We start from the raw sequence: 13,317 nt of genomic DNA, 5'->3' as shown, positions 1-13,317 counted from the left end.
GAACGCCTGTAAACCCGCCAGCCCCCCTCCCCCCGGGCCGGCCCCCCTGAGAGGCCCTCATGAAGCTGCGCCTTCTGCTCTGCTCGATTCCCCTTGTCCTGGCTCCCCTGGCCTGCTCCTCCCCCTCGTCGGAGCCTCTGGAGGCCGACAGCGGCCTGGAGGATGGCGGCAGCAACGATGGCGGCGAGGAAGATGGCGGCATCCACGATGCCGACACTTCCGATGCCGATGCTCCCGACGTCGACGCCGAGCCCGACGATCATTTACGTGTCGAGCGCCAGGTGCTCACCGAGGTCCGCGATGAGGTGCGCATCGCCGAGGTGCTCGCTGCACAGCCCGGCTGGGTGGCGATTTACGCGCTCGAGGTTCCCGAAGATCTCAGCAGCGCCGGGGAGCTTCTGGGCAGCGTGGCGATCGAAGCGGGCGTCTCGCAAGATGTGAGCGTGAGCCTGACGCGCGAGCTCGAAGACGGGGAGTGGCTGCTGGCGAGACTTCATCGCGAGGCCCCGGAAGATGGCGTCTTTGGCTACGATGCCAGCGCCGACACCCCCGACGATCCTCCCGCGCTCGACGCCGATGGCCAGCCCGTCGCCGCGGCGGTGGAGGTGCGCATCCCCTCGGCCGGCCTCCAGGCCGACGACCAGACCCTCGAATTTTCCACCCGCGTGCGCATCGCCATGGTGAGCAGTGCTCGCCACGCACTCATCGCCATCGCCGACGCCGACGAGGAAACGCTCGCGACCGCTCCCCTGACCCCCGGGCTTTTTGAAGCGCTGCCCCTGACCTTAAGCCGCCCCATCACCACCCCGGGTGAGACCCTGTACGTCTACCTCTTTAAGGATGTCGACGAAAACGGCGTACTCGATGCGAGCATCGACACGCTCCAAACCGACGCCGGCGGTGCGCCCCTTGTGCTGGACTTTGAGGTCACCCACGCCGACCCGGCCGACCCGGCGCCGGCGGTGCGTTTTGAGATGGTGGCCTCCGGCAACGACGCCTACCTCTTTGAGAGCGCCGAGCCCGCCGAGTTCACCGACATGATCAGCGACCCCACCGCCTTTAACCCCACGCTGACGCTGAAGCGGGGCTGGCGCTACGAGATCGTCAACCTGGTCAGCAACGCCCACCCCTTCGACCTGGTGGAGCTCGGCCAGACCCGCGCCCAGGACACCCTCCTCCTGGCACAGGGCCGGGGGCAGGACCCGGCCCCCGAAGACGAGGCCGAGATCGCCTGGGTGCAGCAGGATCAGGTCATGCGCTTTACCCTGGCCGGCTCCCTCACCCCGGAAACCCCGCCGAACAACGATGTGAACCTCACCGGCTACCGCTGCGCGGTGGCCGGTCATTCGGACATGCGCGGAGAGATCGTGCAGGTGGACTGACCTCGCCAGCCCCCCGACGCCAGCCCTACCTCCCCGTCGGGGGGCATGCCTCTCCCACTCCCCCCCCTGCGCTCCGACGCCTCACTTTCATTTTAAAACCGACTCGCCGAGCCGCTCGACGCCTTCCGCCAGAGTTGAACCTCCTGGCCAAAGCGCTCGGCGACCCCTGCGCCGACTGAACCCCCTCGCCAACACGCTCGGCGACCCTTGCGCCGACTGAACCACGCGTGCCGAAGTGCTCGGCGACCCCTGCGCCGACTGAACCCCCTCGCCAACACGCTCGGCCCCCCTTGCGCCGACTGAACCACGCGTGCCGAAGTGCTCGGCGACCCCTGCGCCGGTTGAACCCATCCTGACAAGGGCTTCGTCGCGGCCTCTTTCGCTAACGAGACACCTGTCGAGCGCTTCGACGCGCCTTCTTGAGTGGCGACAAGAGGCGCCGAGGGCTTCGACACCACCTGCACTCGTGCAGCGAGGTGTGTCGAGCGCTTCGACGCGCCTTCTTGAATGGCGACAAGAGGCGCCGAGGGCTTCGACACCACCTGCACTCGTGCAGCGAGGTGTGTCGAGCGCTTCAGCAACCCACTTTCGGGGGACTCAGGGCCGGGTCGAGCGCTCAAACAACCCACGTTCAGGGGACACGAAACGCGGGCTGCGGGCCTTTTTGGGGCCTGCCCCCAACCCGGCGTTGACAGCTCAAGAAGCTCAGCGGCATTCTGGCTTTGCAAATCATTACATTCCCTCGTCAGCCCTTTCGCCGCCCGACACTCCCCCATCCCGTCGGTGGCTCATGCCCGGAGTCCGGGCCAACCCAGGAGCGCGTCATGAACATCGCCCGGTGGTCTCAAAAGCCACTCTCCCTGACCTGTGCTGCCGTGTTTGGAGCGGTCTGCCTCTTCGCCACCCCCGCCACCGCCGCGCCGCCAACGCAGATTCTTCAGCAGGGCCGCCTGCTCGACGAGAGCGGGGAGCCCAAGAGCGGCATGGTCGACATGCAGTTCACGATCTACAACGCCGAGACCGCTGGCGAGATCCTCTGGCAGGACGAGATCCGCGTGGAGCTCGATGACAACGGGTTTTACACGGTGAGCCTTGGCGAGCAGGGCAGCCCCCTCAACGCCGCGGTCTTTGCTGCCGACCAGACCTGGATCGGGGTTGCCCTCGATGGCGAAGACGAGCTCACCCCGCGCTTCCAGTTCCACTCGGTGCCCTACGCCCTCACCAGCGACCTGGCCATCCGCGCCCTCGTCGCCGACCAGGTCGCCGCCGGCGCGGTGACCCGCGAGGCCCTGGCCGAAGACGTCTTTGAGCAGACCGCCGCCGCGGTCAGCTGCGCCCCGGGCCAGGTCCCGGTCAGCTCCAGCACCGGCTGGGAGTGTGGCGAACTCTCCGGCGGGCTGACCCTCGCCCAGGTGCGCGACGCCCTGGGCTCCACCCTCGGCGATCTGAGCTGCGCTCCCAACCAGATCCCCAGCTACGACGGCAGCCAGTGGACCTGCGCCTGGCAGATGTCCTACACCGCCGGCGACCACCTCACGCTCAACGGCAACACCTTCAGCGTGGACACCACCAACCTGGATGCCGCCTCCCTCGGCGGCACCCCGGCCAACGCCTACCTCACGCAGGCCCAGGCTCAGGCCAGCTACCTGCCCTTGAGCGGCGGCACCCTGCAGGGCGACCTGCGCGTGCGGGAATTCGAGATCGTCAAGGCCCCCGACAACAGCGTCAGCTCCGGCTACATCGAACGCGACACCACTCGCCTGGTGATCCGCAACCAACGCCGGCGTGAAACGGTGCCCATCCCCTCCGAGCGCCTTCACGATCTCTGCCACGATGGCTGCACCTACACCATCTCCATGCGCTACTGGGGCAACAGCAACGTGGAGCTGGGCTCCCGTGGCCCCTACGTCTTCTCCTACGACGAACCCTCCGGCCGCTGGCGCGATAGTCGCAACGCCAACGGTGTTGCCGGAGCCGGCTCAGCCGACCACGTGATCAACGCCGGCGACTGGGGCTGCTGCTACTTCACCGAAGGCGAATACATCGCCGGAGTCGCCCAGGGAGACAGCACCCGCGAGATGCATCTGCTGAACTATTCCAGCACCACCTGCCCGCTCAACTCCAACTCCTCGTTGGAGTGCATCCTGACCTTCTCCGACTGAGCCCTGGAGGCGAGCATGAACCCCATGATGCAACTCCACATCCCGGCGCTGATGCTGGCGTTGGCGCTGAGCCTGGCCTGCAACGTCGACGACGGCTCGGCAAAGGTTGACTCCGATGTCGGTCCCGATTTCGAAGTGGGCGAAGAGGTGGACGCCTCTCCTGACGAGCTACCCGTGGAGGCGAAGCAGTGGTGCGCCGCCGGCGGCGTGGCCACCGGCCCCGGCGTGCGCCTGATCCACTGCACCGCCCCGGCCGAAGCCGCCGCCACTGAGCTGAAGGGCTCCGGGGTGCGCCTGGAGGTCGGCGCCACCCGCGTCATCACCCGCTGAGCTCCTCTCCCCGACGCCGGCCTCACCGCCTCGTCGGGGGATGCCTCTCCCATTCGTATCACCCAAAAAGCCGGGGCTTGTGCCCCGGCTTTTTTTGCGCGCCTTGAGCGCCCAAAACTTCCGCGATCATCCCGAAGCAGGCCCCTCGAAGCCAGCGGATGGGCAGCCAGGCCGAAGCCCGGCACGCCCCCAAAGCTCAGGGCTCGTTCACGCGCTCCTCATCGCCGGCGAGCTCGGGCGCCTCCCGGGGTTTGAAGATCGCGTAGAGGTAGAGAAAGGAGGGAACCAGCAGCACCGAGCCGGCCGCCAGGGCAATGAGCACCGGGCGCAGCACCGCGGGCTCGGCGGCCGACTCCAGGATGCGAAAGTCCGGGTAGATCAGGTAGGGAAACTGCGCCAGCGCCCAGCCCATCATGATCAGCGCCACCTGGGCGCCGGCGGCCACCCGGGCCAGGCGGTAGCGCCGCGTCCACAGCGCCCCGATGGCCAGGAGCGCCGCCAGGCCCGTGATCAACTGAAAGAGCAGCGACCAACCTGCCCCGGTGAGCCCCTCCCAGATCAGCGGGGCATCGCGTATCGCGAGCAGACCCGCCACAAAGGCGCACACCCCGGTGGCCAGCGCGCTCCACAGCGCCCGACGCCGAAAGTCCTCCTTGAGCGCCTCCCCCGGAGCCTCCACCGTCATGTACACCGCGGCTAAAAAGGCGCAGAGCACCAGCGTGAGCGCGCCGATCGCAAAGGGAAAGGGGCTGAGCCACTCCGAGACAAAGTTGGTGTCGACCACCCCGTTCTCTAGCACCCGGATCTCCCCGGTGGCAATCGCCCCCACGCACACCCCCAGCAAGAGCGGGGAGCTCACGCTGGCGATGGCAAAGACCCGCGCCGAGCTCCGCTCCAGCCCCTGGGCCCCCGCCGAGTAGGACTGAAACGCAAAGGCCGAGCCCCGCAGCACGATCCCCACCAGCATGATCACCAGGGGAATATGCAGCGCGGTCATCATCGCCGCGAACACGCTCGGAAAACACACAAAGAGGAGCACGATCACCAGGATCAACCACACGTGGTTCGCCTCCCAGATCGGCGCAATCGCCTGGGTCAGGGCCCGGCGCTGCGCCTCCTTTCGCTCGCCAGTTGCGAAGAGGTACCAGATCCCCCCGCCAAAATCGGCGCCCCCGGTGAGCAGGTAGACAATGAGCGCGAGCACGATGATCGCGGCGATGATCATGGCCAGTTCGGGCATACCAGCTCCTCAGTCGGTGGATTCGCTCAGGTCATCGGCAGCGCTCTCGGGAGCCTGAAGCGCCTCAAGCTCCCGGGAGGTCGGGCTCTGAAAGACGTGGCGCCAGAGCAGGTAGACCACGATCACCGAGAGCACCAGATAGAGGAGCGTGAACACCAGAAAGGGCACCACCAGATGAGGCATCGGGGTCACCGCGTCGGCCGTGCGCAGGTAGCCCTGAATCACCCAGGGCTGGCGCCCCACCTCGGTGACCACCCAGCCGGCCTCCACCGCCAGCATGCCCATCGGCGCGGTGAGCACCAGCACCCACAGGTACCAACGCGCGGTGTAGAGGCGCCGCCCTCGCCAGCTCATCCCCACCCCGAACACCCCCACCGCCATCATCCACAGCCCCAGCGCGACCATGATCTGAAACGCGATGTGCACGATCGCCACCGGCGGCCACTCATCGCGCGGGAAGGCCTTGAGCCCCCGGACCTCGGCGTCGAAGTCGCCGTAGGCCAGAAAGCTCAGTGCCCCGGGGATCTCGATCGCCCAGGGGGTCTGCTCGCGCTCCTCGTCGGGCAGCCCGAAGATGCGCAGCGGGGCGCCCTGCTCCGTCTCAAACTGCCCCTCCATCGCGGCGAGTTTGACGGGCTGGTTCTTGGCGGTGGCCTTGGCCAGCAGGTCGCCCATCAGGGGTTGGGCCAGCGCGGCGATCGCGGCGATCGGCAGCGCGATGGCGATCGCCCTTTTATGAAACGCGTTGCCCCCCTCCCGCAGCAGCATCGCCGCGTGAATCCCCGCCACCGCAAAAGCCACCGACTGAAAGGCCGCGATCACCATATGCCCGCACTGCGTCGCCCACATCGGGTTAAACATCGCCTCCCAGGGCCGCACGTTGACAAAGGCGCCGTCGACCAGATCAAACCCGGCCGGCGCGTTCATCCAGGCGTTGGCCGTGACCACAAAGACCCCGGAGGCCGTCCCGCTGATCAGCACCATCACCCCGGCCAGCAGGTGCGCGCGCCGCCCCACCCGATCCCAGCCGTAGAGGTAGATGCCCAGAAAGATCGCCTCCAGAAAGAACGCAAACCCCTCCAGCGAAAAGGGCATCCCCACCAGGGGGCCGGCGTGCTCCATGAAGGTGGGCCAGAGCAACCCCAGCTCAAACGAGAGCACCGTCCCGCTGACCGCCCCCACCGCAAAGATGATGGCGGTGCCCCGGGCCCAGCGCCGGGCCAACTCCCGGTAGATCGGGTCGCCGCTGCGCAACCACCGGGCCTCGGCGATGACCATCAACAGGGGCATGGCCATGCCCACCACGGCAAAGACGATATGAAAGGCCAGAGACATGGCCATCTGACTTCGTGCAGCGAGGAGATCTTCCATGCGCGGTGTACCCCCGATGAAGTGGCGTCAACGGGGGGGAGGATAGACACCGCCCCCGCGGTGACGAGGCCGGTGGGGCGCGCTCTCAGCGGGCCATTCGTTTCGAGTCTGTGCGCCCTTGCTTAGCTTCTCCGGTAGGCAGGCCGGTTCTTATAAACACGCCGGCGCATCATTCCCCCCGCTTTACGGAGTCGCCATGGCAACCCAATCCGCCAGCAACGCCCCTTCCTCCGGTCGCCTCAACACCACCGCCGCGCTCTGGGCCGGTGGCATCGGCGGGCTTCTCTTCCTTGTGCTGGAGCTGGCCATCGTCCCCTTGATGGGCATGAGCGTGTGGGCTCCCCTTCAGATGATCTCGGCGATCGTGCTGGGCAGCGACGTGCTCCCCCCGCCGGCGGCGTTCTCCATCGGCGTGCTCCTGACCGCGCTCCTGGTGCACTTTGCGCTCTCCTTCATCTACGCCTCGATCCTGGGCTTCATCATCGCGCGCCGCCCCATGGGCGTGGCGCTGGGCATCGGCGCGATCTTCGGGCTGGCGCTCTACGTGCTCAATTTCTACGTGTTCACCGGGCTCTACCCCTGGTTCGCCGAGGCCCGAAACGCGCTGAGCATCGGGGTGCACCTGGCCTTCGGCCTCTCGGCGGCCTTTGTCTACGTGCGCGTGCGCGCCAGCGAACGCCTGGGCCGCGCGGCCACCGCCTAGCAGGCCCCCTGATCGGGGCGCCTGGCGCCCCGCGTCTCTTGTTGCACACACAAGCCCGGCTGCCCTGGAGGCAGCCGGGCTTGTGCGATCCGGGCCCCTCCTCGCCCACCCTTTAGACAGATTGACTATGGTCCGCGCGCGCCCCTTCGATACAAAATGTCACACACAACACCCCAAAACGTTTAACAGATAGGTTCATCCCCATGCGCACGTTCCCACACCACTCCCTCGCTCTCCTCCTGATGATGATGCTCGCCGCCCCCCTGGCCTGCTCCTCCGACGATGGCGACACCACCACTCCCGACACCGGGGCGGTCGACACCGACGCCGACTCCACCCCCGACGCCGACACCACCCCCGACGCCGACACCTCCCCCGACGCCGACGACACCCCGAGCTGCCCGCAGAAGGGTTTTGACGCCCTCACCCTGGAGGATGCCACCGTCACCTTCGGCCCCTCGCTCCTGGCGTCCTTCCTGGGGGAAGCCGATGGCGAGGGCAAATCCCGTGGCCTGACCATCCGTTGGAACTTTGGCTACGAGGCCAGCAGCGACGTGGCCGACTACAACCCCTACGTGCTGAGCCCCTTTGTCAGCGGCCGCGCCAACGCCATCGTCGTGGTCGGCTACACCGGCTGCACCCCCGGCGTACTCCCCTCGATCAACAGCTGCGAGGTCTCGTATTTCAATCAGTCGGGCAACCTCACCCTCAGCGCCCTGGGCACGCTCACTGGCGAGTACCTCACCGGCGAGCTCTCCGACCTGGTGATGGATGTGCCGGACTCCGAGGGTGAGACGAGCTGGTGCATCGACGCCTTCGACTTCGATCTTGGCGTCGTCTCCAACGTGCCCGCCTCTGGCGAGTGCCGTGCCGACGCGGACTGCAACGGCAGCGCCTGCTTTGATCCGGAGGAGGCCCGGCGTTTTGCGATGTGCCCGCCGCAGAGCTGTAACTCCGAGCTGACCTTCTGCCTGAACGATGAGTCCTGCGGCGCCGGCGGCGTCTGCCAGCGCGCGCCGATGCACGAATGCGCCTGCAGCGCGGACATGCCCATCTGCCAGCCCCGCTGCGTTGAAGACATGGACTGCGAAGCCGGCGAAGCCTGCGGCGACGATGGCCACTGCGGCCCGATCCCCTGCCAGGGCCTCGGTGCCAACCCCGACTGCCCCGCCCATTACGCCTGCACCATCGACAACATCTGTGAGCGCACCACCTGCATGATCGATGTCGACTGTGAGGGCGGACGCTGCGTCGAAGGCCGCTGCTATGAGGGCTTTGGCGCCTGCGCCTCCCAGTTCTGATCCTCGCTTCTCAACACCGAAAAGCCCGGCTGCCGCCCACGCAGCCGGGTCTTTTGATCGACGCCTACCCTTCGCCCCCCTGCGCTTGAAGCAGGTTGATGAAGGTCGGCGTGTCGTCATCTCGCCTCCGCTCAAACCCACATCACACAGGTTCCAACCATGCACATGTTCACTCGCCAGACCCTCGGCCTCCTCCTGCTGATGATGCTCGCCAGCCCCCTGGCCTGCTCCTCCGACGATGGTGACACCGACACCTCGCCAGACACCGGAGTGGTTGACACGGACACGGGCTCCACCCCCGACGCCGACACCACCCCCGACGCCGACACCACTCCCGACGCCGACACCACCCCCGACGCCGACACCACTCCTGACGCCGACACCACTCCCGAGGTCGGGGATGACGACCCCGTGCCCGGCTGCGACTTAAGCGGATTTGGCCCTCGCACCCTTGAGTTTGCGCGCTATGACCACAACGGCATCAACGCCATCTTCCGCGGCGAGCCCGACGAGAACGGCAAAACCCGCGGCCTGGTCATCTACTGGCCCCAGGGCAGCAGCACCGACCTGGCCGACTACGACCCCTTCGTGATGAGCACCCCCGAGCAGGACGTGCCGATCAACGCCTTTGTCAACGGATGGACCGGCTGCGCCCCCGACGCCAACCCCACCCCCTACACCTGCGAAAACTACTTCTACACCGCCGCTGGCGAGCTGACGCTCAGCGCGATCGGCATCCGCGCCGGGGCTTCGGTCACCGGCCGAATCAGCGACCTGGTCCTGCACCTGCTCGACTCCGATGGCGAGACCCAATGGTGTCTCAACGGCTTTGACTTCGACCTGACCCTGCCCGCCACCACCTACGATCTGGGCATGTGCAACAGTCAGGAAGACTGCTTCGCGCTTGAGAGCAGCACCTGCCTGACGCCCGTCCAGCATGAGCGCTACACCTACTGCGCGCCCCGCACCTGCGTGCCCGCCGGTCAGATGAGGGGCTGCGGCGACGACACCGACTGCGGCACCAACGAGGTCTGCCGCCGCGCCGAAACGACCCGCTGCGCCTGCGACGGCATTGGCCGCTACTGCCTGCCCCGCTGCACCGACGACAGCATCTGCGCCGAGGCCGAGTTCTGCGCCGCAGACGGCCACTGCAAAGCGATCGCCTGCGAGAATGGCGACTGCCCCGACAACTTCTCCTGCTCGGCGGAGAACACCTGCCTGCGCACCTCCTGCACCACCGACGCCGAATGCGCCCAGGGTGGCGCCTGCGTGGAGGGCAAATGCCACGCCGAGATGGGGTACTGCATCGATTGAGATAGGCGTCATGTCGCAACAAAAAAGGGCCCCGAGGGGCCCTTTTTTGTGTTGAAGCGCTATCGGCGGTGTGAGCGCCCTTGATGGGGGCTCTGGCGATATAAACGCCGCCGGGGGAGAAGCCGCATCTCAAACGCCTTCTGCCACCATCCAGAAAGCCCGTCCATTACTCCGCCGGCTCAAGCACCCGCTGATTCTCCCCCGTCAACAAACGATGCTGCGGATTGATATTACGCTCAAAAATTAAAAAATGGGCCTCACGAGCAAAGCCGAGAAATGTTCGCTGGGTCTCATGAATCGAACGTGAAAGTTTCCATCCACCCATCCGACCCCGACGCATACCCCTGTCAATCGCTCCCCCTCGCGACGCCACCTCATCGTTTGACCCTCTCACCTCGTTTATGCGAAAAAACGTAACGTTCACACACCACGCACGCCCCCCCCTGCTCCAGAGGATCTTGATGGTCTTGCGCCCCGCTCTTTCTGCCCGCTCGCATTTCGCTACCCTCCTCCTGGCCGTACTCGCCGCCTTGAGCGCCTGCGGCGACGCCGACACCACCCCCACCGAAACCCTCCGTGACGATGGCGCGGCCTGCGAGCTTGACGCCCAGTGCAACAGCGCCTTCTGCCATCCCACCGAAGGCCTCTGCGCCCAGCCGACCTGCGGCGACGGCATCGTCCACGATGGCGAAGCCTGCGACGACGCTGGCGAGTCCGAGACCTGCAACGACGACTGCACCGCCGCCACCTGCGGCGATGGCGAGGTCAACGCAAGCGCTGGAGAAGCCTGCGACGACGCCGGCGAATCCGAAACTTGCAACGACGACTGCACCGCCGCCCAATGTGGTGATGGCGTAGTCAACGCAAGCGCTGGCGAAGCCTGCGACGACGGCAACGCCATCGACGACGACGCCTGCACCAACACCTGCGAGCTCCCCACCTGCGGCGACGGCATCGTGCAGCCCGGCGAAGGCTGCGACGACGGCAACGCCATCGACGACGACGCCTGCACCAACGCCTGCGCCCTCCCCACCTGTGGCGATGGCATCCTGCAGAATGGCGAAGCCTGCGACGACGGCAACGACATCGACACCGACGCCTGCCTCTCCACCTGCGTGGCCGCCTCCTGCGGCGACGGCATCATTGAGGAGGGCGTCGAAGCCTGCGACGACGCCAACGACATCGACGACGACGCCTGCACCAACGCCTGCCAGCTCGCCACCTGCGACGACGGCATCCTCAACCAGGACGAGAGCGACGTGGACTGCGGCGGCACCAACTGCACAGCCTGCGAAGACGGCGCGACCTGCACCACCCACAGCGACTGCGTCTCCGGCCACTGTGCCTACGGTTTGAGCTGCGCCCCCAACCCCGTCAGCTGCCTCGATCTTTTGCTCGGCGGCACCACCACCAGCGGCGTCTACAGCATCGACCCCGATGAGGACGGCACCCTCGAAGACGTCTACTGCGACATGACCACCGACGGCGGCGGCTGGACGCTCGTCGCCTCCACCTTCCAGACAGCTCTCAACGACGAGGCATCCGCCTACTACGCCGACCTGAGCACCCTCGACCCGACCAGCGCCCAGACTGGCATCTGGAATGGCCTGCGCTCGGTGGTCGATACCACCGGCGATATGCGCTTTACCTGCAAAGTCGACGCGGCCGCCTCTCAGGGCGCGACCTTCGACGTCGACCTCTCCTTCTACGACGTCTCCTGGTACCAGACCGTCACCACCGGCACCGACGCCGACTCCTGCTTCGAAGAGAATCAGGGGGCGGGCTACACCGGCCCCTGGAATCGCCGAAACAACCTCACCGGCGAGTTCAAATCCGACACCGACGCCTACGCCCAGGGCTTTATGGAAGGGGAAGACCGCTGCGAAAGTACGGACGACTTCACCGTCGACTTCGATGACCGCGGCATGGACTCCGACCAGACCGACGGCACCGACTGGGGCAAAGATGATAACAGGCCCAAATGCGGCTCCGTGCAGGAAATGACCACCGGCGCCTGGCATATCTGGAGCCGGGAGACCACCTGCTTCGACGGCCGGCAAAGCGGCGATGAGAGCGATACCGACTGCGGCGGCTCCTGCGCGACCTCCTGCCAGAGCGGGGCGAGCTGCCGCGTGGATGACGACTGCGCCTCCTCCGACTGTTATCTCGGCGTCTGCCGGCCTGACCACTGCGGCAACGGGATCCAGGACAGCGATGAGAGCGACCTCGACTGCGGCGGCTCCTGCGCTCCCTGCTCCACTGGCGAGCAATGCGCAAGCGACGCCGACTGCGGCGGCTTCACCTGCTCTGCCGACTCCACCTGCGACATCCCCGCAAGCTGCCTTGACCTGCTCACCGACACCCCCGGCCTGCCCGATGGCGAATACCTGATCGACCGCGACGGCAACGGCCCGCTCAAAAACCTCCAGGTCTTCTGCGACATGACCAGCGACGGCGGCGGCTACACCTTCCTCAAAATCGCCCCGGACACCAACGTCTACGCCCCCGAGGCCGAGGCCCTCTGCGCCCAGCACAACATGCAGCTGCACATCCCCCGCTCCCCGGCCCACCTGGCCACCACCCTCACCCTGGCCCGCAATCCCGATGTCGGCCCCGATGCCAACATCCACTACGCCCGCATCTTCGGCATCTACCCCGACTTCGACGGCGCCACCTGCATCCGCACCCCCTTCAACTCCTCCAGCGCCGACTGCGACTGGAGCGCCAGCGACGACGGCCCCTTCTTTATCGGCACGCGCACCAACATCGCCGAGCCCAACGGCGATAACACCACCGCAGGCTCCATGGGCTACTCCTGGTATGCCGACAACACCGTCGAAGGCTACAACGACCTCCCCGGCCAGGGCTTCACCTCCAGCCGCTTCATCTGCCAGGTGGGCGATAAGCAGCCCTGAGCTCCCGGGTTCGCGATGTCGATCGATTCGTGTGGGCCTTGGGGGGGGGCACGCGAACCCAAAGATCCGAGCGTATCCAGGGCGGCGCTGACAAGGAGATAGGGATGAAGCTGTAGCAACGCTACCGCGTATCCAGGGCGGCGCTGACAAGGAGATAGGGATGAAGCTGTAGCAACGCTACCGCGTATCCAGGGCGGCGCTGACAAGGAGATAGGGATGAAGCTGTAGCAACGCTACCGCGTATCCAGGGCGGCGCTGACAAGGAGATAGGGATGAAGCTGTAGCAACGCTACCGCGTATCCAGGGCGGCGCTGACAAGGAGATAGGGATGAAGCTGTAGCAACGCTACCGCGTATCCCTATCGACGCAGTCAGCGTCGTCCTGGGGCGCTCGGCACCGGCTTGACCGGCCACTCCCCCCGATGATAGCGCTCCCCCCTCGAGCTGGGAGTGTTCGCCCGTGGTGGGCGAGCTGAGAGATATCCCTTGAACCTGAACCGGATCATGCCGGCGTAGGAAAGCTCAGGACGTCGTCGTCTGGCCTCTTTACACGTGCATTCGATGCGCGCGGGGGGGGCCCGATCCATCGTCGCTGCTGCC

Annotated in this window: 9 protein-coding genes and 1 riboswitch; of the genes, 7 read left to right on the top strand and 2 right to left on the bottom strand. The window is 66.5% G+C overall.

Annotated elements, in window-relative coordinates:
• The first annotated feature begins 59 nt into the window (after nucleotides 1-59).
• From DL240_RS14675 to DL240_RS14665, 3 genes are all read left to right on the top strand, one after another.
• Nucleotides 60-1,382, top strand: coding sequence for a DUF7282 domain-containing protein (locus tag DL240_RS14675; RefSeq protein WP_111730649.1), 1,323 nt, complete (start codon nucleotides 60-62; stop codon nucleotides 1,380-1,382).
• 824 nt (nucleotides 1,383-2,206) lie between these two features.
• Entirely contained in the window at nucleotides 2,207-3,544 is a 1,338-nt protein-coding gene (locus DL240_RS14670) for a hypothetical protein (RefSeq protein WP_111730648.1), read from the top strand.
• Nucleotides 3,545-3,559: 15 nt separating this feature from the next.
• The gene (locus DL240_RS14665) at nucleotides 3,560-3,874 is read left to right on the top strand and encodes a hypothetical protein (protein ID WP_111730647.1); all 315 of its coding nucleotides are present in this window, start codon (nucleotides 3,560-3,562) and stop codon (nucleotides 3,872-3,874) included.
• Between the two features lie 196 nt (nucleotides 3,875-4,070).
• Here the strand turns inward: DL240_RS14665 and DL240_RS14660 are convergent, their stop codons facing one another.
• Both DL240_RS14660 and DL240_RS14655 read right to left on the bottom strand, forming a co-directional pair.
• Nucleotides 4,071-5,114, bottom strand: coding sequence for a cytochrome d ubiquinol oxidase subunit II (locus tag DL240_RS14660; RefSeq protein ID WP_199589829.1), 1,044 nt, complete (start codon nucleotides 5,112-5,114; stop codon nucleotides 4,071-4,073).
• A gap of 9 nt (nucleotides 5,115-5,123) precedes the next feature.
• Nucleotides 5,124-6,485 carry a cytochrome ubiquinol oxidase subunit I gene (locus tag DL240_RS14655; RefSeq protein ID WP_111730646.1) on the bottom strand — a complete coding sequence of 454 codons (1,362 nt, stop codon included), beginning with the start codon at nucleotides 6,483-6,485 and terminating at the stop codon, nucleotides 5,124-5,126.
• Nucleotides 6,486-6,681: 196 nt separating this feature from the next.
• Between DL240_RS14655 and DL240_RS14650 the strand changes: the two genes are divergently transcribed.
• From DL240_RS14650 to DL240_RS14625, 4 genes are all read left to right on the top strand, one after another.
• Nucleotides 6,682-7,188 carry a hypothetical protein gene (locus tag DL240_RS14650; RefSeq protein WP_111730645.1) on the top strand — a complete coding sequence of 169 codons (507 nt, stop codon included), beginning with the start codon at nucleotides 6,682-6,684 and terminating at the stop codon, nucleotides 7,186-7,188.
• 203 nt (nucleotides 7,189-7,391) lie between these two features.
• Complete coding sequence (locus DL240_RS20305; RefSeq protein WP_199589827.1) at nucleotides 7,392-8,489, top strand: hypothetical protein; 1,098 nt, start codon at nucleotides 7,392-7,394, stop codon at nucleotides 8,487-8,489.
• A 159-nt stretch (nucleotides 8,490-8,648) separates the two neighbouring features.
• Nucleotides 8,649-9,803 (top strand): hypothetical protein, encoded by a 1,155-nt coding sequence (locus DL240_RS14630; protein WP_158542601.1) that lies wholly within the window; start codon nucleotides 8,649-8,651, stop codon nucleotides 9,801-9,803.
• 461 nt (nucleotides 9,804-10,264) lie between these two features.
• On the top strand, nucleotides 10,265-12,718 hold the full coding sequence (locus tag DL240_RS14625; protein ID WP_146618320.1) for a fibrinogen-like YCDxxxxGGGW domain-containing protein: 2,454 nt from the start codon (nucleotides 10,265-10,267) through the stop codon (nucleotides 12,716-12,718).
• Between the two features lie 435 nt (nucleotides 12,719-13,153).
• Nucleotides 13,154-13,253: riboswitch (TPP riboswitch) on the top strand.
• Nucleotides 13,254-13,317: the final 64 nt, after the last annotated feature.

The organism is Lujinxingia litoralis (genome assembly GCF_003260125.1).
Taxonomy (GTDB): domain Bacteria; phylum Myxococcota_A; class Bradymonadia; order Bradymonadales; family Bradymonadaceae; genus Lujinxingia; species Lujinxingia litoralis.
This window is presented reverse-complemented; position numbering and strand designations above follow the sequence as displayed.